Annotated in this window: 19 protein-coding genes and 2 riboswitches; of the genes, 5 read left to right on the forward strand and 14 right to left on the reverse strand. The window is 37.1% G+C overall.

Going from position 1 to position 21,309, the window contains the following annotated elements:
- The first annotated feature begins 1 nt into the window (after position 1).
- On the forward strand, positions 2 to 910 hold the full coding sequence (locus ACIQ2D_RS13315) for a TetR/AcrR family transcriptional regulator (protein WP_402864764.1): 909 nt from the start codon (positions 2 to 4) through the stop codon (positions 908 to 910).
- 63 nt (positions 911 to 973) lie between these two features.
- On the opposite strand, the gene ACIQ2D_RS13320 is transcribed toward ACIQ2D_RS13315, so the two are convergent.
- Positions 974 to 2,617: a sensor histidine kinase gene (locus ACIQ2D_RS13320; RefSeq protein WP_402864820.1), complete on the reverse strand. Its 1,644-nt coding sequence runs from the start codon at positions 2,615 to 2,617 to the stop codon at positions 974 to 976.
- Positions 2,617 to 3,315, reverse strand: a complete 699-nt coding sequence (locus ACIQ2D_RS13325; RefSeq protein WP_402864766.1) for a response regulator transcription factor — start codon at positions 3,313 to 3,315, stop codon at positions 2,617 to 2,619. Before ACIQ2D_RS13325 ends, ACIQ2D_RS13320 begins: the two co-directional genes overlap by 1 nt.
- A gap of 103 nt (positions 3,316 to 3,418) precedes the next feature.
- Between ACIQ2D_RS13325 and ACIQ2D_RS13330 the strand changes: the two genes are divergently transcribed.
- From ACIQ2D_RS13330 to ACIQ2D_RS13340, 3 genes are all read left to right on the forward strand, one after another.
- Complete coding sequence (locus tag ACIQ2D_RS13330; protein WP_402864768.1) at positions 3,419 to 4,573, forward strand: DUF418 domain-containing protein; 1,155 nt, start codon at positions 3,419 to 3,421, stop codon at positions 4,571 to 4,573.
- 523 nt (positions 4,574 to 5,096) lie between these two features.
- Entirely contained in the window at positions 5,097 to 5,651 is a 555-nt protein-coding gene (locus ACIQ2D_RS13335; protein WP_402864770.1) for an SLOG family protein, read from the forward strand.
- A gap of 85 nt (positions 5,652 to 5,736) precedes the next feature.
- Entirely contained in the window at positions 5,737 to 6,051 is a 315-nt protein-coding gene (locus ACIQ2D_RS13340) for a hypothetical protein (protein ID WP_402864772.1), read from the forward strand.
- A gap of 250 nt (positions 6,052 to 6,301) precedes the next feature.
- Here the strand turns inward: ACIQ2D_RS13340 and ACIQ2D_RS13345 are convergent, their stop codons facing one another.
- The 5 genes from ACIQ2D_RS13345 to ACIQ2D_RS13365 all read right to left on the reverse strand — a co-directional run bounded on the left by ACIQ2D_RS13345 (position 6,302) and on the right by ACIQ2D_RS13365 (position 10,498).
- Positions 6,302 to 7,696, reverse strand: coding sequence for an L-cystine transporter (locus tag ACIQ2D_RS13345; RefSeq protein ID WP_402864774.1), 1,395 nt, complete (start codon positions 7,694 to 7,696; stop codon positions 6,302 to 6,304).
- A 201-nt stretch (positions 7,697 to 7,897) separates the two neighbouring features.
- Positions 7,898 to 8,653: a GGDEF domain-containing protein gene (locus ACIQ2D_RS13350; protein WP_402864776.1), complete on the reverse strand. Its 756-nt coding sequence runs from the start codon at positions 8,651 to 8,653 to the stop codon at positions 7,898 to 7,900.
- Between the two features lie 9 nt (positions 8,654 to 8,662).
- Complete coding sequence (locus ACIQ2D_RS13355) at positions 8,663 to 8,854, reverse strand: CBS domain-containing protein (RefSeq protein WP_402864778.1); 192 nt, start codon at positions 8,852 to 8,854, stop codon at positions 8,663 to 8,665.
- Positions 8,826 to 9,707, reverse strand: coding sequence for an EAL domain-containing protein (locus ACIQ2D_RS13360; RefSeq protein WP_402864780.1), 882 nt, complete (start codon positions 9,705 to 9,707; stop codon positions 8,826 to 8,828). Before ACIQ2D_RS13360 ends, ACIQ2D_RS13355 begins: the two co-directional genes overlap by 29 nt.
- A gap of 212 nt (positions 9,708 to 9,919) precedes the next feature.
- The gene (locus tag ACIQ2D_RS13365) at positions 9,920 to 10,498 is read right to left on the reverse strand and encodes a YitT family protein (RefSeq protein WP_402864781.1); all 579 of its coding nucleotides are present in this window, start codon (positions 10,496 to 10,498) and stop codon (positions 9,920 to 9,922) included.
- Positions 10,499 to 10,856: 358 nt separating this feature from the next.
- Between ACIQ2D_RS13365 and ACIQ2D_RS13370 the strand changes: the two genes are divergently transcribed.
- Positions 10,857 to 12,149 (forward strand): DUF2252 domain-containing protein, encoded by a 1,293-nt coding sequence (locus tag ACIQ2D_RS13370; protein ID WP_402864822.1) that lies wholly within the window; start codon positions 10,857 to 10,859, stop codon positions 12,147 to 12,149.
- A 95-nt stretch (positions 12,150 to 12,244) separates the two neighbouring features.
- Here ACIQ2D_RS13370 and ACIQ2D_RS13375 read toward each other — a convergent pair whose 3' ends face one another.
- The 7 genes from ACIQ2D_RS13375 to ACIQ2D_RS13405 form a co-directional block, all read right to left on the reverse strand.
- On the reverse strand, positions 12,245 to 14,245 hold the full coding sequence (locus ACIQ2D_RS13375) for an acyltransferase family protein (protein WP_402864782.1): 2,001 nt from the start codon (positions 14,243 to 14,245) through the stop codon (positions 12,245 to 12,247).
- A 311-nt stretch (positions 14,246 to 14,556) separates the two neighbouring features.
- Entirely contained in the window at positions 14,557 to 14,685 is a 129-nt protein-coding gene (locus ACIQ2D_RS13380; RefSeq protein ID WP_402864784.1) for a hypothetical protein, read from the reverse strand.
- A gap of 100 nt (positions 14,686 to 14,785) precedes the next feature.
- Positions 14,786 to 16,078 (reverse strand): nucleobase:cation symporter-2 family protein, encoded by a 1,293-nt coding sequence (locus tag ACIQ2D_RS13385; protein WP_402864786.1) that lies wholly within the window; start codon positions 16,076 to 16,078, stop codon positions 14,786 to 14,788.
- Complete coding sequence (locus tag ACIQ2D_RS13390) at positions 16,078 to 16,662, reverse strand: xanthine phosphoribosyltransferase (protein WP_402864788.1); 585 nt, start codon at positions 16,660 to 16,662, stop codon at positions 16,078 to 16,080. The genes ACIQ2D_RS13385 and ACIQ2D_RS13390 overlap by 1 nt, the downstream gene beginning before the upstream one ends.
- A 356-nt stretch (positions 16,663 to 17,018) precedes the next feature.
- A riboswitch (purine riboswitch) is annotated at positions 17,019 to 17,120 on the reverse strand.
- 626 nt (positions 17,121 to 17,746) lie between these two features.
- A complete protein-coding gene (locus tag ACIQ2D_RS13395) occupies positions 17,747 to 19,570 on the reverse strand; it encodes an APC family permease (protein ID WP_402864790.1) in 1,824 nt (607 codons plus the stop codon).
- A 150-nt stretch (positions 19,571 to 19,720) separates the two neighbouring features.
- A riboswitch (cyclic di-AMP (ydaO/yuaA leader) is annotated at positions 19,721 to 19,872 on the reverse strand.
- A 104-nt stretch (positions 19,873 to 19,976) separates the two neighbouring features.
- On the reverse strand, positions 19,977 to 20,504 hold the full coding sequence (locus tag ACIQ2D_RS13400) for a PepSY domain-containing protein (protein ID WP_402864792.1): 528 nt from the start codon (positions 20,502 to 20,504) through the stop codon (positions 19,977 to 19,979).
- Between the two features lie 123 nt (positions 20,505 to 20,627).
- On the reverse strand, positions 20,628 to 21,308 hold the full coding sequence (locus ACIQ2D_RS13405; protein ID WP_402864794.1) for a PepSY domain-containing protein: 681 nt from the start codon (positions 21,306 to 21,308) through the stop codon (positions 20,628 to 20,630).
- Position 21,309: the final 1 nt, after the last annotated feature.

The following is a 21,309-nucleotide window of genomic DNA, read 5'->3' on the forward strand; positions in this document are numbered from 1 at the left end:
TATGAACAAAAGAAAACGACAAATAATCACTTCAGCCCGTAAGCTATTCATTGAAAAAGGCTATATAGAAACATCCATTATTGACATTATTAGTGCTGCAGAAATTTCTAAAGGCACTTTTTATAATCACTTCACCTCTAAAAGCGATTGCCTAATCGCCATTTTAGACGAGGGTCGTGAGGAAGCGAGTTTACGTAGGCACGAACTTATTTATGGTAAGGACCCGACCGATTTACAAGTATTGACTCAACAAATTGCTGTGCTTATCCACGTCAATCGTGAACACAATCTAATACCGATTTATGAATCAATTTTCCATTCACATGATAATGAACTAAAGAAAATTGTCCTTAACCATCATTTGCAGGAGCTAGAATGGTTAGCTAATCGTTTTGTACAAGTATTCGGCGAAGAAGTTAGTCCAATAAGTTATGAGTGCGCAGTACAAACATTTGGCATGATTAATCACACTTTCCGCGTAGTTTTATTTTCAGGTTACAAGTATATCGACCCTGAAACTGTTGTAAGTGTCGCATTACGTAATATACAAGCAATTATTCCTGCTATGCTTAAATCAAAAGATATTTTAATCAGCGTCGACATGATTACTTCTATTCAAAATGTCTTACATTCACGCACTGTAAGTAAAGAAGTTGTCCTTGAACAACTAGAAGGATTTACAAAAGGTTTAACAACGAGCGAACCAACTGCCGGCTTAGAATATGCAACCTTCTTATTAGAAGAATTACAACAAGAACACCCTAAGTTATTTATTGTAGAATCCATTCTAACGCCATTCCGAAAAGCATTTGCTGATACCGAGCACGCAGCAGAGGCACGCGACATCGCCAATTCTTTATGGCACTACATGAAAATCGAACAACCTTCTGAGCAACATACAAAAAGATAACCCATGCAAAAAAGCAATCCTCGTCTACTTAAGACAAGGATTGCTTTTTTACACCTAACTATTTTATTTAGCATGGAAAATCAAGAAAAAGACGGTACCGTTTGCACCTGACTGCACATCTATCGTACCGTCATGCAAATCTATTAACTGTTTTGTAATGGCCAAACCTAGCCCAGTACCAGTTATATCATCTGTTGTATTGGTCCCTCGATAATAGCGTTCAAACAGGTTATCCAGCTCATCTTGAGGAATTCCTGGTCCTTTATCAGCAATTGTTAGCATGATGCCTTGTTCTATATTTTGCGCTTCTATACTTACTTTTGTGCCTGTTACCGTATATTTTTTTGCATTGGTAATTAAATTATCCATTATACGCTTTAATAAAAGCTCATCCGCTTCAAGCAAGACATCCCCGTACACTTGCACACTCACCTGCTCATCAGCAAGCTGTGATAACCATGTAGCAAGAGTTAACGGTACTTTTTCTAGCTGTATCGCTTTATTTTTCAGCTGATACGTATACGTTAAATCTTGAATAAGTGCATCCATATACGTCGCTTTTTCTTGCATGGTTTTAGCAAATGCTCGCATTTCTTCACAAGTCCATTCATATTCTACAGAGGCTAGCATCGTTGAATAACCATAAATAGAACTAAGAGGTGTCTTTAAATCATGCGACAATCCAGTAATCCACTCTTCTCGTAATTGCTCTGACTTCTGAATTTGTCGCTCATTGAAGGCAAGACGATCCGATAAATGATTGAGTGATTCATCGACTGGTTGGAATAACTTGAACTTCCGTTTTAATTTCCCAGTCTTTTGATGGTGTAATTTTTTATCGATTACTTTTCGATAATCAAATTGCGCAAATCGTTCAATGCGAGACAAAACATACACAAGTGGACGTACAAATTGACGTGAAATTCCTAATGATAAAAAAATGACTCCAATTAATAAAATAATATGTCCACCAAAAAATACCGCAACAAATAAAATCATTGCTTTATTAAATGGTTCTTCAAATGGTTTATACGACGGATTCGGCATTCGTACAACAAGTGTAGAGCCGTCTTTTAGGGTTGCACTTTGTATAAGTTCTTTATGTTCAAAAATATCGTAATGCTCTTCTAACAAATCTGGTTTATACAGTAACTTATACTCTTCACCAATTACATTTACACGCTTCCAATGCTCATCATATATTTCTACAGCAGCCTTATTCTCAGCTAAACGCAGAACAAACGCTGACGGTAGCTCTCCCTCACCTTGCCAAAACTCAAGAGTTTCGTCAAATAGAGGATGCACAGGCGAATTCGGCAAAAATAGTAAATAATATTTTGGTAGTTTCCATGTATGCATACCTGAACGTTCTAGTGTCAGAATCTCACTATCTGTCATTTCACAGAGGTCACAATTATCACCTGTATAATCCAACACCTTCATGGATTTATTGAACAAATACAACTGCCCTAAATTTTCCCCTGCACGCTTTACGAGATAATCGGCAATCTGTACAGACTGCCCATCCATTTCCACAGCATTTTCTTCGATTTCATATGCAGTCATGACATGGATATTGTCACCCACTTGATCATTGATGAAGAACGCGAAAAATAACAAGCTTACAATAAAACCTATAATTATTAGTAAGTAAAACACTGTGAAATAAGAGATAAAACGTAGTGTTAATCTTCTAGATGGCTTCATCACCGGTTATCACCAACGAACTTATAACCAATCCCTCTCACCGTTATTATATGGGTTGGCTTACTTGGATCTTCCTCAATTTTCTCACGTAACTTACGTATATGAACCATTACCGTATTATCATCGAATATATAATCTCCCCAAACACGCTCGTAAATTTGTTCTTTCGATAACACTTGACCTGCGTTCTCACATAAATATTTCAACAAATGAAATAATCGTCCACCGATAATATCCTTCACACCATCAACTATTAATTCTGCCGCATCAACGTTAAATGTAAAACGACTAAACTTATATAGAGTGTCCTTTTGCACATCATTTTTCTTCATATATCGTGTTAGTTGCGCTTTCACTCTGGCAACTAACTCTAACGGATTAAACGGCTTCGTAATATAATCATCTGCACCATTCATAAATCCTCTTAACTTATCCGCATCACTCGCTTTTGCTGTTAGAAAGAAAATAGGTGCATCACTTTGCGCTCGAATATGTTTGGCAACATCAAGCCCATTGCCATCCGGCAACATAATGTCTAGCAAATAAAAATCCATTGTTTCTTCTTTTATTGCAAGCTTCGCTTCATGAACACTCTCACATAGTTTAATGTTCGAAAAGCCTTCTTTTCGTAAAATAATCTCTAGCATCTCTGCAATTGCACGTTCATCCTCTAACACCAATATCGATGCATTTTGCATCTAGTCACCCACTTTTAAGATTATTTTAAGGTAATCATTATTTTTCTATAAGGTTAATCAACTATACTATGTATAAGTTAACCAATTAAGGAGATAAAACGCAATGACAACAAAGCGAGTTTCTTTTATTGATGGTATGCGCGGATTTAGTTTACTCGGAATTTTGCTTGCTAATTTACTTATTTTTCAGTTCGGAATGTATGGAAAGGATGAATTAAAAAATTTATCAACACTTGATACAGGTGCTCTGTACTTCGTAAAAGTCTTTATTGAAGGCTCCTCTATGCCCATCTTCACTATTTTATTTGGCTATTCCCTTATTAAATTAAAAGAATCTATCCGTAAGAAGAAAAACAAGAGTCGATGGTCGATTATACGTCGGGCATTAGGGCTAATTGCAATTGGTTGGCTCCACGCAACGTTTTTATGGGACGGTGATATTTTATTGTCTTATGGCTTTATGACACTGTTTTTAATTCCTTTTATTAATCGTAAAGCAAAGACACTATTTATTTGGAGCGCTGTGTTATTTGTACTTTCTACTGCTCTAGCTTTTGGTTCTGCAGAGTTATCGGCGAAAGAGCAACGTGAAACAAATGCTTATATTGAAAAAGCAGATGCTGTTTATGCCAATGGTAATTATCAAGATATTTTTGATTTTCGTTTACATGTAATGCCTCCTGGTTTCGATGATCCGATTTTCTTGTTAATTATGTTCGCATTAGCCCCTTTGTTTATTGCACCGTTGTTTCTATTCGGCATGGGACTCGCGAAAAATCGTAGCTTTGAAAATATGCAACACGAACAGAAAGGGTACATGTTCGGGGCATTACTTGTACCTATTGGTCTTTTATGTAAAGCAACAAGTTTTATAGACAGTAATTTTTCTAACATATTGCTTATGGGTGGCTCTCTACTATTATCAGTTGGTTACCTTTATTTAGCAGCGCTACTATTCACCACTAGACCAGTACAACTACTTTCACATGTTTTTGAAAGTGTTGGGAAACTGTCGATGACGAATTATTTAATGCAAACCATTATTTGTACATCTATATTTTACGGATACGGACTCGGGCTATACGGAAAATTAGGTGTATTTTGGGGCGTTGTGTTCGGCATTGTACTCTATAGCTTACAATGCGTGTTTAGCGTTTATTATCTAAAGCGATTTAAACGAGGACCGTTTGAAACTGTGCTTAGAATGTGGACGAATTGGTCCCTAGATGGGCAGATTAAACAAAAGGAGACACTTTGAATGAATAATGAAACTGAAACGGATTTCACAGACACATGGTGGTTTCTCGGGGTTTGTGCAACAGTGGCAACAATTCTTGTAATCTGTGCATTTTAAAGGAGCAATAAGATTCGTGAAAGAAACAGTGTAGATAGCATCGAAAAAGAGGAGCATTCTGTTATCAAGATGCTCTTCTTTATAATAAATACCAATACTAAAACTATCCCCAGTTATGTATAAAATACAGCCTTTAAATCATATCTTAATCAATCCACCCCAAAAAGCGCTCCAACTGCCGTTGTAAAGGCAATAGCGGTGGTATTTGCGCTAACATGACCTCCTCGTCTATTATTTCAAATAGCAAATTCAGATACCAATAGTACTCTTTTTCATGATCTGTAGTTCAGCAAGCTACTTCTATTTTTGTATAAACCGTGAATTTTTTTTCAAAACCACATCGACAAGCTTTGTTCTTGTTTTCAAATCATACTTCCCCTACTGTATAATTAATTACAAAAGATACTTGGCTTAGGAGGATTTCCTATTGTTACAGCGAATAATTATTACGGGCTACAAACCCCATGAGCTAGGTATTTTCGATGACAAGCATCCCGGAATTCCCATCATTAAAAAAGCATTAGAGGATCGCCTTCGAACATTACTGGATGAAGGTTTAGAGTGGGTTATTATCAGTGGACAACAGGGTGTAGAGACTTGGGCAGCCGAAGTAGTACTTGCTTTAAAAGCTGAGTTTACTGATTTGAAATACGCAGTCATTACGCCATTTTTAGAGCAGGAGAAAAATTGGCAAGATCCTAAAAAGGAAAAGTACCAGATGATTGTAGCGGGAGCAGATTTTCATACAAGCGTGACGAAAAAACCATACGAGGCACCATGGCAATTTACCGAGAAGGATAAATTCATCATCCAAAACACTGATGGTATTTTACTTGTTTACGATGAAGAAAACGAAGGCTCACCAAAGTACATGAAACGTCTTGTAGAAAAGTATATGGAAAGACATGATTATGAGTTTTTATCGATAAACGCCTATGATTTACAAGTCATCGCAGAAGAAATGCAACGCTCAGATTGGTAAGGATATTGATATAATTTTCTGACAATTATATACTTGTAGAAGCAGCAGATGTACGCTACTATTTTCCGAGAGGAGCTGTCTAAATTTGAATAAAAAAGTAGAAATGGTACTTGAGCCTAAGCCAGTAAACGTTTCACACGATACGTACCGCCGAGAATGCCAATATAACCGAGGTATTCACATTGAAGAACAAGATTTTCATGCTATTTTAGATTCCATGTGTCATGACTCACGCTTATATTTTGATTTCCATAACCCTCGTAAAGAAATTATGACAGGGACATATTTAAATGGACACTCCGGTTTAGCACGCAATATCTACGATTATTATAAAAAAACAAGCAACATCGAACTGACTGAATTGTTGAACGGTAAGGATTTTTATGTAAAGATTATTTAAATGAAGACAAAAATTTTCTTCTCAGATAGCCCTCACGCAAAAAAGTTACCTTTAAAATCATATTTTAAAGGTAACTTTTTTTGTAAGCAGAAATAACGAACTGCTCTCTTTTTATGTTAAAAGCTAGAAAAAAATTTATATATCCCCAAAACCCAAACATTTACTTTATTAAAACTAATTGCAACTTTCTTTCCTATTCGATATAAAAAAAACTACATTTCCACGAAAGTTGGAAATGTAGCTCTTTAGCCTATAGATCAGATACGTGCGCACCTGCTGATGGATTGTTATAAATATCTGTATCAAGCTCTTTTGATACGCGTGCTGTTGCCACCCCAGCTGTCATTGAACCACTCACATTAAGCGCTGTACGCCCCATGTCGATTAATGGCTCAACTGAGATTAAAATACCGGCTAATGCAACTGGTAAATCTAAAGCCGATAGTACAAGAATGGCAGCGAATGTTGCGCCACCGCCGACACCAGCTACACCAAAGGAGCTGATTGCTACAACGGCGATTACTGTAATAATGAACACTGGATCTAACGGATTAATACCTACAGTTGGTGCAATCATAATTGCAAGCATTGCCGGATAAACACCTGCACAACCGTTTTGCCCGATAGATAAGCCGAATGAACCCGAGAAATTGGCAATACCTTCTGGAACACCAAGTCGACCAGTTTGTGTTTTAATATTGAGCGGCAATGTCCCAGCACTTGAACGAGAGGTGAAAGCAAACAGTAAAGTTTCTGCTGCTTTTTTCACATACGTAATTGGATTCAAACCACTTAATGTAATAATTAGTAAATGAACTGCAAAGACAATAATCAATGCCACATATGAAGCAAGTACAAATTTCCCAAGGTTGTATATCGCACCGAAATCTGATGTTGCCACTGTGCGTGCCATAATTGCTAAAATACCATATGGAGTAAGGCGTAAAACAATTGTTACAACGCCCATAATTAACGCATAAATTGCGTCTAACCCTTTTTTAATAGTTGCAGCTGTTGACTCATCTTTACGTGCGATACGTAAGTAAGCAAATCCGAGGAATGCTGCGAATATCACGACTGCTATTGTTGACGTAGAACGTGCGCCCGTTAAATCAAGGAATGGGTTCGCTGGGAACAATTCTATAATTTGTGTCGGTAAGCTCGGAGCTGCTAAACCTGTTGTTTTTTCCTCTAAATATTCACCACGAGCTGCCTCTGCATCCCCTTGCATAATTTGCGTTGCATCAAGGTCAAATACTGTAGCAGAGAAAATTCCGACTGCTGCCGAAATGGCTGTAGTACCAATTAAGATTGCTAATATAAGTGCGGCCATTTTCCCGAAGTTTTTGCCGATTGTCATTTTTGTAAAGGCGATCAGAATTGAAATAAATACAAGTGGCATGGCAATCATTTGTAGTAATTTAACGTAACCAGTCCCTATAATGTTGTACCATGACATCGATTCTGCTAACACTTCCGAATCAATTCCGTAAATAAGTTGTAATACCAGACCAAGTGCAATACCAAAGCCTAGACCTGCAAACACACGATTTGAGAATTTTACGTGCTTTTTGTTCATGGCATATAGAATTCCAACGAACACAAGTAATACCGCTACGTTGAGAATGACTTGTAAAATTGTCAATACATAACCCCCTAAGTTGATTTAATATTATGTAAGTCGAATTATATACCCTCAATCCCTATTAATCAAGTATGTTTTATTGAGATTATTTTTTTATTTAATAGGCATTCGCCTGAAACTATTCTAACCAAAAAGCAAACACTTCAATTTCTTTGATTATTGAATTTGAAAATCCTATTCTTCACAAAAAAACTGCCCCGTTTAGTGAACGAGGCAGTTTTGCTTGGCATTAATAAAATAACAACTTCCTGGTTTTTTTTTACACACCATCTTTAAGCGAGCAACAGCATCTGATAGCTGTTCAGCTGTTTCAAATTGCTGATATTCATTTGTAATGACAGCAATGGATATAGATGTACAGGTAAAGAGCTCTAGCTCACCTGCTCTATTAGGAACCTGTAATTGCGCCAAGTCCTCTAGCTCATAAAAGTTCGTAATCTTATCATCGAATTCGTTGATAATTTTTTGACATATAGGCCCTACTTCATAGTGTGGAAGAATTGCGACAAAGTCATCTCCTCCAACATGTCCTAAAAAGTCATCCACACCCGCTACATTCCTTTTCAATATATCTGTTAAGTAGAGTAAAATTTTATCTCCTCTATTAAAACCGTATGTGTCGTTGTAAGCTTTAAAATGATCTAAATCAAAATAAATAAGGCTGAATTCTGGAAGTTTTAACGCCTCATCTAACTTTTCATCAATTAATTTATTACCAGGTAAACTGCTTAATGGATTTAAGAAGCTAGCAATGGCTACTTGTGTCTCCACAAGCTTTAACAGTAGTTCGCGAATACTGACAACACCAAGAAAAAATCCATTCTTCGTAACAATCACATCATCATATAAATCTTCCACCGGTCGCTGCATGGAAGCCGTACTAACCTCCGTAATCGGAATATTACTTTCAACAACGAGCGGATCATTTTTGATGACAAGCTGATTTTGTCGACCCATAAATAAATTTCAGCCATAACGCGTCCCTATTTTCTGGTAGAAGTGTGTGCGTGTAATTTGGCCAATCGGTCTGTTTTCCTGAATAACTACAATACCTCGGAGTGTTGGATTTTGCGTAAAAAGAAGATCAACCTCTTTATTTTTTACAGATTCATCAATACAAGGAACAATCTCAATGACTTCCCCTATTTTCATCGCCACTCACCTGTATTCCCCCTAATTGTATGTCCATTGTCGGCTTTCCTAAAGCATACCCCTGTGCGTAGTGGATACCTATCTGTTGTAAATAATCGAGTTCCTCCAATCGTTCGATACCCTCTGCAATAATCTTTGTTTCAGCTTGCTCTGCATATTTCATCAGTAACGTGACAAGCTGCTGCTGTTCACTGTGTTTGTCTATAAACTGAATCAGTGACCTATCGAGTTTGATAAATTCCGGCTTTAAATAGATGAGTGTTTTTAAACTATTATAGCCCGATCCAACATCGTCGACTGCAATTCGGTAGCCCTGTGAACGATAGTGCGAAAGTACTCGCTCAAACTCCACAAAATCTGTCACAGCACTTCTCTCCGTCAGTTCAAAAACAACCTGCTGTGGCTTAATGTCTAACTCCCTTAGAAATTGCATGGTTTCCCCACTATGGTAACTTTTATCCAGCAGAACGTTCGGATGAATATTGAGAAATAACACAAAATTTTTACGCAGCATCTCTCCTCGCAGTCGTCCCTTGAATCGTTGAAGTGATAAATTGCGGCAAAAACAATCAAAAAGAAATACCTTATCTGTTTGACCGACAAACTCATAAAAATGATCGACACTTGTAAATAACTCCGTTACTTCTGGTCGATTCAATGCCTCAAATCCCATTGTTTCCTTCGTTTGAATATCCACGATTGGCTGAAAATATGTATGTAAATCCTGGTCCTGCATAATTTTTTTTAATACCTTTAGACGCTTCACATATAAAATGTTTTCCTGATGATGCTGATACAAGTGTTTTATATATGAAAAAAGGCTACTCGTTTTTATGCTTTGTCTCAAAACGGACTCCATTCTCGCACCTCTTAATTTGGTTATTTTGCTTCATTGTACGCTTCAATTGTTAACGTACTATAAATGTTGTGTAAAAAGAGGCCTGTTAGTTCCTTTTATAATGAATAAGACCTCAAATAGCTCCACTTTTTTAAGTGCCAACCATCTGAAGTCTCATTTAAATTGATTACTCAATAATTTATCCATAAAAATTTTTCTTTCCTCCAAAAGACTTATACCCGAAAAATATTACTAGTCATAATACTAGTTGTAATACCAACTACAAGTATCGTAATAATCGAAAGTAATAGTGTGCTAGAAGATAACAAAAGCCCTCCTGTTACAATAACCGCGGAATCAATAATGAAAATGAATATTCCGACGTTAATGCCTGTTTTAACAGATAAAAACTGAGCGATTAGGTCTGTTCCGCCCGTACTCGTTTTAAATCGCAACATCAACCCCACGCCCAAACCTAAAAAAATACCACCTAGAATCGAGCTGTATATAGCTTCAATTTGAATAAGGGAGCGAACAGGTTTCAAAAGATCAATCATAAATGAAGAAATAATTAATCCATGTAAACTATTGTAGAAATATCCCCTGTATTTAAACCAGGCAATTATAAAAATTGGGATACTTAAAATAATAATCATAAGTCCAATTTTTAATTTGTACAGATAATATAAAATTAGCGCTATCCCTACAATGCCGCCATCTAATATTTCATAAGGTGTTAAGAATAGATTGATACCTAAAGCTAAAAAGATGCTACCTACAATGATAACTAAACCTTTCTTTAGAAAAAACATATACTCCCCCTCAAAGAACTGGACATGTATCTATGTTATGAAATCACAGAACTGAACATGTTTTTCGTTGAATTATCAGGACGGTGCATTATTTTATATTCACTCTATAAGTTAAAGTTAAGGAAAATTGTCCAAATTAGCATACAACATAATTTCAAATAAGTGTCAGCTCAAGCAAAAACGCTGATTTCGCGAATGTCTTCGGAAATTTTTTTAAATAAAACTTTTCAAACTTTTTTTACCTAAGTCATTTAGAATCATGTGCTCAATTTTGTCGTTATTAAACTTTCTAAACTTATCCATGGATTTTACAGTATAATACAATTAAAATAATTTTTGTCGGAAGGGAAGTTAGATGATGGGGCGCATACTATTAGAACGTGTCAAACATACACGCATGTTTATCAGGCATGATCAGCTCGAGAAGATTTTCGAAGAATTCGACGGACAATGTATGGCTTTAAGTAAAGAGCAGCGCTTGGAGAAATATAAAACAATGCTTGAGAACCCATTCCGCTTTTTCCGTGGAAGTGCATATTTATTTTATTATGATGTGACAAAGGTACCGTCTATTTTTCATACCGATGATGAAAAACCCACTTGGATTCAGGGTGATCTGCATATGGACAACTTTGGTGCATTTCAAAATGAATCTGGTGACATTGTTTATGACGTCAATGATTTTGATGAGGGGTATGTAGGCTCTTATTTATACGATATCATTCGTATGAGTGTCAGTATCGCATTGTATCTCGAAGAGCAGGGCTTAAATACATCGGCTCAAGAAATGGCCATCCACCATTTCCTTCGTGGCTATATCAATCAATTAAAACGATTCCAACGCAAACAAGATGATCCTCGTACTTTGTCGTTTACGAAAGACAACACAAAGGGTCCCATAAAAAGAGTGTTAAAAAAGCTTGAGAAACGTCAACGTACTCATTTTTTACAGGATATTTCACAGATTAATGAAGAAGGCAAACGTGTTTTCCTATGGAATGAGGAAGTACAACCTGTATCCAAAGAAGAATTTGCGGCCATTTCTAATGTATTACCCAACTACGCCATCAAAGACATTGCCATTAAACACGGCTCTGGTACAGCGTCAATTGGTTTAAAACGCTATTATATTTTAGTAGATGGACAAACCGATGCACTCGGGGTAGAAGATTTAGTGCTAGAAATGAAAGAAGTACGCTCAGCAATTCCAGCATATTTCCTACCGTATAACGAAACATTTTGGGCCCATTATGAACATCAGGGTGCACGTGTTGTCGGAACTCAAAAGGCGATGCATCATTTAGAAGATCCACACTTAGCCTACGTCACAATGGATGGACAAGAATACTACATTCGTGAACGTTCTCCGTATAAGAAAAAAGTAAAGCCGAAAAACTATACAGATTTAGAAGATTACTTCGTCACAACATCGATTATGGGGCAAATCACCGCTAAAATTCATGCACGTGCGGACATTGATTATTCCGATGTTTTTACCTACCATAGCGAAGTTGAAATTTTACACGCAATTGGTAAACACCACGACATCTTTATAGAAAGTACGATATTACAGGCAATGCGCTATAAAGAGCTTGTCTATTCAGACTTTGAGCTATTTAAAGAGTGGGTAGAAGAAAAATTTAAAAGTTAGACAATAAAAAAACAGCTTCTCGAAAATTTCGAGAAGCCATTTTTAATGATGAACACCCAGAATGAGCATTTCCCCTCCCTCATTCCAGGATTCCTTTACTTTTTATCCAAACTTTTTAATGCATCTGCAAGTGGTTCTCTTAAAGCAGGGGCCAATGTTTTTGCGTACTCTGCTGTAATATGGTGCATGTCGCGATAAACAATGACGTTACCAATTACACCGTAACATCTTGATTCATCACAAAAATTATCCGTTAAGTCTGCAAATGTTACATTCGATGGAATTCCCCCGGTATTTTCCCAAGGGACAATTTCTGATACACCTTGATTTTTTGGAACCGAACATTCAGATGGATCACTTACTCTATCAACGCAGGTAGGGACATCTTCAACCATTCGTGGATTGTCACGGATAGCAAAGATTTGTGTGATTCCTTCCAACCTACTCCATTGCCCAATATATCCAATAGGTACAGTATCTCTCTTATTCAATGTTGATGTTGTAAATACTAAATCCGGTGGATCCTTGATTAAGACATCCATCACCTTTTCATTCCAAAGTAAACATTCTGATGTTATCTGACCATCAAAATCATCATTTGTAAAACGACATCCATCACGAATATAAACATCAATTTGGAAATTTAACTCTTCTGCTAACATCTCTAAAGCTGGGAACCAATGACCTGAATGCGAACCACCAACTAGTGCAATTATATAGTCTGGGTTATCCGTAACACCGAATGAGCATTTTGTTACAACTACACCTTTATTGGTAAAGCATTGTTTATCGTCATAAAATGAGGCGAGATCCGTTTTCACATTCACCATTGAAGGAATTAATTCAACGCCTTCATTTGGTTGGATATTTTGTTGGAATTCTAAAGCACCAGGATAATCTTGTATACTATATTCCAGAGGTTTTTGTGCTTTCGCTTGTTCCACAAAGTAGTTAAAGGAAAAGTTCATCAATAATACAGGGATCAACATCACGCATAATACAAAAATGAGTTGCGATTTTGAATGTCGTGCCTCTATTTCACGGATTGGTGTTTCAATAAACTTTGTTGAAACGTATGATAAAATAAATGTTGCGAATAAAATTAGAAGTCCATGTGCAATGGAAACGGTACTTGTATCCATATATACTTTATAAAAAATTAATAATGGCCAATGCCATAAATAAAATCCATATGTATATTTTCCAAAAAATAAAAATGGTCTAGCCCCAAGTATCTTGTCCACTCCAAATCGAGTACTAGATTCCGCTGAAAGGATTAACAAAAGTGCCCCCCCAATGGGTAGTAACGCAATATAACCTGGGAAAAGATCCGAGACTGGAATGATAACACCAGTAAAGCAAACTATTAGTAGGCCTACCCATCCAATAAACGTACTTATCCATTTATTTAAAGAAAGATATGGCAACAGAATAGCAAAAATACTCCCTAAACTAAATTCCCAAACACGTGCTAACAAATCAAAATATGCCCAAGGTTGATTTAAGTTTGTTATATAAATAGAATAACTAAGCGATAGAATAAAAACTATTAATAATACTACTAAAAGCGTTTTACGTACCGGCGTTTTTAAAATTTTCTGCGCTAAAATATACGTAACAAAAATTAAACATGGCCAGAGAATATAAAATTGACCTTGTACTGACATGGACCAAAAATGTTGAAACGGACTAGCTACATCAGCTTGTGCTAAATAATCTACGGCATCAAGCGATAAACGCCAGTTTTCAAAAAATAATGTAGAAGCTAACATATGAGAAGTAATTTGATCCCATTGTACTTGAGGTAACAGGAAAATAGATAACCCAGTAATAAATATTATTACAGTTAAAGCTAGTGGGAATAATCGTTTAGCCAAACCTAGTAAATAGCCCCCAAAGTGTATTTTACCAGTTCTCTCTATTTTCGAAATTAAGGACATAGTAATTAAAAATCCTGAAAGTACGAAAAAGACATCGACGCCTCCCGATACTCTTCCTAACCATATATGATATATCGCGATTAGAAGTGTCGCAATTGCACGTAATCCTTCTATTTCTGTTCGATACCGCTTATCAGGTATCTTTAAATCCAACATTCATTACCCAACTCCAATTATTGTGAAATACCACTTAATAAATAAGATGAAGTACTAGTAAAAAGTATTCACCATATTAAATAATATAGTAAAATACTGATGTTTAATAACAGTTATTTATTACTCATTTACCATTAATCGGAGTAATCAACTTTAAATAATACCCTCTTTCATATTCGAATCTTACCGTTATATCTATCTGCGTTTTTTTAAACATTTGATTTAACAGGCTATATAAAGGGGCTGTCCTAAAAGTAAAATAGTTTGCTGGGAGTAGCTATTTTTACCATATAGAAAGCCATTTGTTCTGCTTAAAGGGACTTATCGGACATCCCCCTCTTTAACTGAAGAGAATAATCATACGCTTGTTTTAAAGTAAGTGAGACCATGTCTATATCACTCGCTAACTTAGCTTTCATTAAACATTCTTTTTCACCCATAAAAAATGCCACCTCCTCTATCTAAATTAATAGACAAAGTAGGTGACATCATTCCATCTATCTTAATATATGAGATATTAAGATAGATGTTATTCATTTATTAGCCATGCATCGGGTCTTTTTTATGTTTTGGCCCAATCATATTAAATAAGATGTTCAATAAAATTGCTGTCACAGAACCGCAGACGATCCCATTTGATGTTAAAATCGCTACACCTGGTGGAAGTGATGCAAAAATATCTGGAACAACCGCTACACCAACACCAAGACCAACTGCAATTGCTGCAATCATGGCGTTTTCAGCCGATTCAGCCATTACTGGTACTAACATCCCCATACCTTGTGTAATAACCATCCCGAACATCGCAAGCATAGCTGCACCAAGGACTGGTGTTGGGATGATTGTCGTCAATGCAGCTAGTTTTGGTAAGAAACCAAGAGCAACAAGTAAGCCACCTGTTATGTAGATGATTTTGCGATCTTTTACACCAGACATACGTGTAAGTCCAACGTTTTGAGAAAATGTTGTATACGGGAATGCATTGAAAATACCACCAATTACTGAAGCAAGACCCTCAGAGCGATAACCACGTGCTAAATCCTTTGAATTCACTTTTTTCTCAACAATATGACTAAGTGCGAAGTAAACACCTGTTGATTCTACCAGAGAGACCATTGCAACAAGTGTCATTGTAAGGATTGCTGTTGCATCAAAAGTCGGCATACCGAAGTAGAATGGCTGTACCATATGGAAAAATCCTGCCTCATTAACCGGTGTAAAATCCACTTTACCCATGAATATTCCGATAATTGTACCTGCCACTAAACCGATTAAAATCGAAATCGCGCGGATGAAACCTGTTGAAAAGCGATAAACAACTAAAATAATTACTAATGTAATAAACGCTAAAGCGACGTTTGAGCCAGATGCGAAATCTGCTGCACCTTGTCCACCAGCCATATTATTCATAGCAACCGGTAGTAAAGAAATACCGATAATCGACACTACTGAACCTGTTACAACAGGTGGGAAAAATTTCACCAATTTACCAAAGAAACCAGCAATAATCATTACGATGATACCTGATGCAATAATTGAACCATAAATATCCGTAATTCCTTGTTCTGGGTTTAAACCAATTGCAATAATTGGGCTAACCGCTGTAAATGTACAGCCAAGTACTACTGGTAAACCAATTCCGATAAATTTCCCTGAATACACTTGTAATAACGTTGCGATACCGCACATCATAATGTCGATAGCTACTAAGTACGTCATTTGTTCAGAACTAAAGCCAAGAGCACCACCAATAATCAGCGGTACTAAAATGGCACCTGCATACATTGCCAGTAGATGTTGGATAGCCAATGCCGTCGATTTCGTTTTATTCATTACTTTTCTTCCCCTGTCGCAAATGTCACTTTGCCATCTTCAAGTGAATCAACAATCGCTAATGATTCAATACGAACACCTTGCGCGCGTAGTAACTTGCCGCCGTCTTGGAAGCCTTTTTCAATGACGATACCAACACCGACAACATTTGCTCCTGCTTGAGCCGCAATGTCTAATAATCCTTTCACAGCTTCACCATTCGCAAGGAAATCATCAATAATTAGCACGTTATCGTCTGCACCTATGAAACTATGAGATACGGAAATTTCATTTGTTTCATTTTTCGTGAACGAATGTACTTTTGAAGAATATAAATTATCTGATAATGTAAGAGATTTACGTTTACGTGCAAACACCACTGGTGCGCCAATTTCAAGACCTAACATCACAGATGGTGCGATACCAGAAGACTCGATTGTTAACACTTTCGTAATAACCTGATCCGAGAAGCGATTCGCAAACTCAAGGCCGATTTCTTTCATAAGTTGTGGATCAATTTGATGATTTAAAAAAGAATCTACTTTTAATACAGTTGAAGATAACACTTTACCTTCTTGAATAATTTTGTCTTGTAGTAATTTCATTTCTTGTTGTCCTTCTTTCATATGTTTAATCAATTACGCCTCGGCGTAATTGCGTCCAGATTTTGAATTGTGCTTGGGCCTGCGTGATGCAGGTCAGTCAGCCGTTGTCGCATGGATGCGACGTACTTAGGCTGACTTCCTCTTCTTTCAAAATCTGCTGCTGTCGCTACGCTTTCGCGCAAAAACATCGGTGACATCCGCCGGAGGCTTTATATTCATTCAGTGGGCGCCCTGACGCCCACTGAATGAATATAGAAAAGCGCTGAATACTTTGATTCCATTCATCTACGAGTGGAGCAAAGTGTTCAGCGCTTAAAACGTTGACGCAATTAGAAAAACAACTCAGTTGAGTAAGTATTCTAAACATTGCCGCCCATAGTCGATTCATTTTCGGTAAATCGGTAGAAACTCGCGAGCCATATTCCCGCTATTATATGAGTGAAATAGTATTTAATTATAAGAATGTACTTATTATAAACATGGATTTTTCTGAATTCAAGATGAATAGAAATAATGGAATAATTCTAATTTTTCGGAAATCAACCACATTTCATCACTTTTTAACAGTGATCGTTCGTGTTTTGCAACTAATGCTCTGATTATAGCAGAAAACTATTCATTATGAAAGGCAACATTAATAAATCTTTTCTGTACGAAAGCGCAGCGTCAGCAACAAATTGTTCCGCCCTTTTTAGTCATTACTCATAATGAGCAAATTACAGAGCATTTACTTCCATCTAAATAGAGTGATAGTTACTTTCCGTTCCAGCACTTACGCATCCAGAGGGCGAGCGTTAAGCATCTTTTATAGAGCTCATTAATTGTAAGTAGGTTTGTTGATTGGAGTGGAGGCTGGGGGATCACAATAAAGGAACGAAGGCTAAAAACGTCACATCGTGTGACAACGCCTTCGTGACCAACATCATGTTGGCCTGATACCCTGAAGCGAGCTTGCGAGTGAAGCGGCTCATCAGACGCCCCCCGGAAAGCGCCCAGCCGGAACGAAAATCAACCATTCATAATGATAATTCTCTTTTAATACAGATTGGTATTTTTAGAGTGTAATTTCGCTCATATCGAGTCATTATTTCTGTAAATGAAAAGGTATTGTAATAATGACCACATTTCTATGGAATAATAGTGAAGTTCGTATTAATAGACTCGACTGGTTGTGCAATAGATGTTGCCAGCCTTTTTTCGGGAAGAACTGCGGGATAACAACTGAAACCCGTTGACCCGACTTTGCAAATTGATGCTCCACCTTATCTATAAACTTTGTGAGTGGATGCGTAATACTGCGATACGGTGAATAATAAGTCACGATTCGAATCGTTGGCTGCCACGCTTTCCATTTCTCTTCAAATGCTTTTGCATCCGCCTGATCGAACGCCACATAAAAGGCAATAATTTTATCCACATTCAATGATTGTGCATAATGCAGAGAATTTTCTACTACTTTTGTTATCCCAGCAACTGGAACAATCAAAACATTGCCCGTAATCTCAGGCAATACTTCCGCATCTAGCTTTAATTGAGGTCCGACCGCATCATAATGCTTCTTAATATGATGAAACATCCAAATAATCATCGGTAAAAAAATAAACACTGGCCATACTTGCGAAAGCTTCGTCACAAAAAACATCATTGCTACTACAAATGAAATAATTGCACCAATTGTATTGACAGTAAATTTTGCTACCCAGCCTGTTGGTTTTTCACGCCACCATTTACGCATCATCCCTGTTTGCGCAAGCGTAAATGGAATAAATACACCAACCGCATACAATGGAATCAAATGCTCCGTTGCCCCATCAAAGAAAATAATAAGCGCAATCGCAGCTACACCAAGCATTATTATGCCATTCGAATAGCCCAGGCGGTCACCGCGAATTTGAAATATTCTCGGAATAAAACCATCCTTTGATAAATTTACTGCTAACAAAGGAAACGCCGAGTAACCAGTATTTGCAGCAAGCACTAAAATAAGCGCCGTCATACCTTGCACAATGTAATAAAAAACATTCCGCCCAAAGCTTGCTTCTGCAATTTGTGAAACAACCGTCGCTTCTGCGTTTGGTACGACCCCATAAAAATACGCTAAGCCCACGATTCCTGCAAAAAGTACTGCCAAAATAACACCCATTACGAGTAATGTTTTTGCTGCGTTATTCGGTCCAGGTTCCTTAAAATTCGGAATCGCATTTGAAATCGCTTCGACTCCAGTTAAAGCCGAACTACCAGAGGCAAATGCTTTTAACAGTAAAAATAAGCTAATACCAGCAACCGGCGTACCAATATTTGTATGCAGATTAGCTGGTACCTGCCCCGTTACTACATTGTACATCCCTACCGCAATTAAAATTAGCATTGCTAAGACAAATAAATAAACGGGATATGCTAAAACGGACGCCGATTCAGTGACGCCACGTAAATTTAAAATTGTTAAACAAATAACAAAAAATACAGCAATGGCAACATTATGCTCATGTAAGCTTGGAAACGCAGATGTAATAGCATCCGTTCCAGCAGATACACTTACCGCTACCGTTAAAATATAGTCGACAAGCAATGAACCACCTGCGACAAGTCCTGCATTAACGCCAAGATTTTCCCGGGATACAACATATGCCCCTCCTCCATGCGGATACGCAAAAATAACCTGACGATACGATAGGATTAGTGCCCCTAGTAGCACAACTACCCCAGCAGCAATCGGTAAAGAATACCAAAATGCAGTTACTCCCACTGCCATCAGTACAAGTAAAATTTGCTCTGGCCCATATGCCACAGAAGACAATGCATCTGACGACAAGATTGCAAGTGCCTTTGTTTTATTGAGCTTTTGCTCCCCAAGTGCATCTGATTTTAATGGCCGGCCAATTACATAACGTTTGAATGAGGACTTCATACTAAACACCTTCTATTTTCTTAGAGTGTGTTTCTCATTTCTAAATCTATGATAGTTGCTGAATGAAGACAAATACGCGAAAATAAAAAATGTCTACAAGTCATCACGAAATAAGACTTGTAGACATTTTCACGTCTGCCAAGCTCCAATTTTTCTGCTCTTAACGCTTACGAGGTTAGCTGTCGGATTCGGGCCATGAGTAGCCCTACCCTTCAATATTGAAGAGATTCACCCCAAGAATTGTCTGTACAATCCGCCAAGAATGGGTCCCCCGCGTATAGTTGCTTCAGCGATTTAGAAATTTGAAACTTTTATATTGATGTCATCTTACGCCTCTCTTTGCAAAATGTAAAGAGGCAAATGCACATAAAAAAACAGCACCATTTTGCATGATGCTGCCTCTATTTTAGTCTTCAATATCTTGTTCAAATTCTACAATTTCACCGGTATTTGCGTGAATCTCAACGTCGTATCCAAACTGTCCGTCTACAATCTCAATTTCATAAACATCATCGTCTAGCTCTACTTTTGTCACTGTCCCATCAACTTTTGACAATGTTCTTTCAATTGCTTGCTCTTTTGTAATTTTCTTAGCTGTATTGTTTTCCACTTGCATGTTACGATCGTCATCATCATCATCATCTAATGCTTCTTTCTTTTGACTCAATAATTTACCTGTATAAGCATCGAATTTTAAATCATGCTCTTCTGTTGCAGTTATAATTTCTACTTCGTAAACGTCGCCTGTACGCTCCTTGTCGAATTCAATATCTGTAACCGTTCCGTTCACGATTGCTAATGCTTTTTTCTCGATTTCTTGCATCGTTAATACTTTATTTTCTTGTGCATTACCAGATAAAAGACTTGTAGAACCGATTACCGCTCCTATACCAAGTACACCGACTAACGCTGGAATTAAAATAATTTTTTTCATGTTCATCTCTCCTTTGTTTTATCTGTACTTAGCATACCAAGCGAAGATGATAAGACGGAAAGAGGTACATTAGAATTTCATGAGAATAAAATTCACCTTAGACATACAAGCAAATTTATAATGCTAATCATTCTCCTCCAAACTGACAGACATAATCTTGCCCGTAACTCCGTGTATTTCAAAGGTAGCCTCAGCATTATCCGATTCAATTTCGATTAAATAATAACCTCCATCTGCCGTTTCCTTATATTTTACTGACTCAACTTCACCTTGTAGCTCCTGTTGGGCAATTTGAATTGCCTTTTGCTCGGAAAGTACGACTTTTTCAATAACAGGCTCATTCACTTCTTTTGGCGTATCCTTTTCTGAGATGACTTCACCTGTATAGGCATCCATTAGGAGATTTTTAATCTTATTATCATTCGTAACTTGAACCTTATAATAAGTATTTTCTAGTGCGATACTTTCAATTTCACCAGGCGCATAATCCGTTACATATTTACGAATTTGCACCTCACTTAATAACGACTTTTTCACGGCCTCTTTTAATAGTAAATCTGTAATTTGGCGTGTGTTTACGTCGATAGCTACCTCATATGTAGCACCGTTGCGAAGAAGCTCAATTTCATATTGATTACCCTGTTTTTCGATGTGCTTGACCTGCCCATTATACAAACTTTGAATATGGGTGATTGCTTCCTTCTTACTTAATGGGTCCTCTTTCACGAAATAGTCCCGAAAAAACCAAAGAGCAACAGCGCAAACGATAATAATAACAGTAATTGTTATAAGCCATTTTTTCATT

Source organism: Lysinibacillus sp. NPDC097287 (assembly GCF_044761695.1).
Lineage (GTDB): Bacteria > Bacillota > Bacilli > Bacillales_A > Planococcaceae > Lysinibacillus.